Consider the following 1,611-nt stretch of genomic DNA (forward strand, 5'->3'; position numbering starts at 1 on the left):
GTATCGATGCGGCTGCGCCAGCGGCTGTAGGCCAGCGGCGCCAGGGTTTTGCCGAACAGGTCCAACCCGAACAGCATACCCACCGCCTCCACCGTGACGTAAGGCGAGAGCACCGATTTCTTGAGATCGTGCAGCGCATGGCCGAGGGTACTGAGGAAATCTTCGTTGTTGGGATCTAGTGCGGCGGGCAACTCCAGCACCAGGTTCTTGGGCGTGATCACCGCCGGGCAATAGTGACTCTCGCTGCCCTTGCCGTAGCCGAGGAAGCCCACGGGGACACCGAAGAATCCGGCGATGCCGAAGGTCTGGTAATTTCCCACGCGCTCCAGGTGGCGGCGAATTGGCTCGGCGCGCACGTCGATGCAGAACCAGGCCTGCGCGAACGGCCGCTTGTCGGACGGCGGTTCCTGCGGCACTTGCACCTGCGTAAGCAGTTGGTCGATGGACTGCGCCTCCATCGCCAGGGTCCACACCATGCCTTCCTGCGGCGCGAACTCCCGCAAGCCCTGCAACAGACCCGCGACGTCCTCCGGCGTCAGCGCATCGAGCGCCGCGGTGGCATTCGCCGCGGTGGCTAGTTCGTGCAACGCGGCGGCTTGTTCCTGCCCAAGTTGAGTATGCCACAACGGCCAGTAGCGTTGCAGGAGATCATGGCAGCGGGTGCCGTTGCCGCGCGATAGGGTGTCGTCGATGCGCTGCGCCCAATCGGGCAACACCTCGCCACTGTGCAGCGCATAGCGCAGTACGCTTTCCGCGCCGCGTTCGCGCAACACGCTATTGAGCTGTTCACGCCGGACCGGCGTGCCGCGACTGCGCGCGCTCTCCTGCAGCAACGCCAAGCCCATTACGAGCCGAATTGCCAGAAGATCGACAATGTCGGCGGGATACTGCTGCGCCCAATAGTAGTGCTTGGCCGACGCGCGCCAACGCACAAAGCCGGTCCAGCCATGCAACCGGGTGAGCACGCGCGTGAAGTAGATCGGCCAAGCATCGGCGCTGATGCCCATCTCCTCCATGACGTACACGACGGCGCTCTCGGCGTCCTGCACCAGATCGAGAATGCGTGGCATGTGTAGCCCGCGCAGGAACATACGCGCATTGCGCCGCGTGAGCTCGCTCCAGGCAACGAACAGGCCGCGTTCGCGCCCGGGCATACGCCAGGCAGACTGGTCTTCGTCGAAAAAATCCAGGCAGTTTTTGATCACCAGCTCGTCGAGTTCGTCGGCCAGGCTGGTACCCCACATTGCGTCGACCGCCTCGGGCAATGTGCGCGCGTGCAGACGCTGCTCGAGATCCGGCAACAGCGCCGCAACGTCGACAGCCTCCGCGGAAGACAGCCGGCCGTGCATCGCGGCGTGGACGTCCTTCGCCCGCACGCCGCGCACCACCACATCGCGGTCATGCGGCAACTGCATCAGCGCCTGCAGCCAGCGAGACCAGTCGATGCCCGGCACCGAGGGCAGCTCCTGCGAGCGTCGGACGATCTCCTCGGTCAGGGTGTCCTGCCGAACTTTGCCCTCGCGCTGCCACTGCTGGTAGTTGCTGCGCGGCAGGAACATGCGCGCATGAAACAGCTCCGCACCACGGCGCACCGCCTGTTCGAACGGCATG

General features: G+C 65.1%; 1 protein-coding gene. It reads right to left on the bottom strand.

Going from position 1 to position 1,611, the window contains the following annotated elements; all coding sequences use genetic code 11:
* Positions 1–1,611 (bottom strand): putative inorganic carbon transporter subunit DabA (locus tag B2M20_RS18635; RefSeq protein WP_139372965.1); only part of this gene is annotated, 1,611 nt, incomplete at both ends.

Origin of the sequence: Nitrobacter vulgaris, from assembly GCF_002028545.1 — a bacterium.
Lineage (GTDB): Bacteria > Pseudomonadota > Alphaproteobacteria > Rhizobiales > Xanthobacteraceae > Nitrobacter > Nitrobacter vulgaris.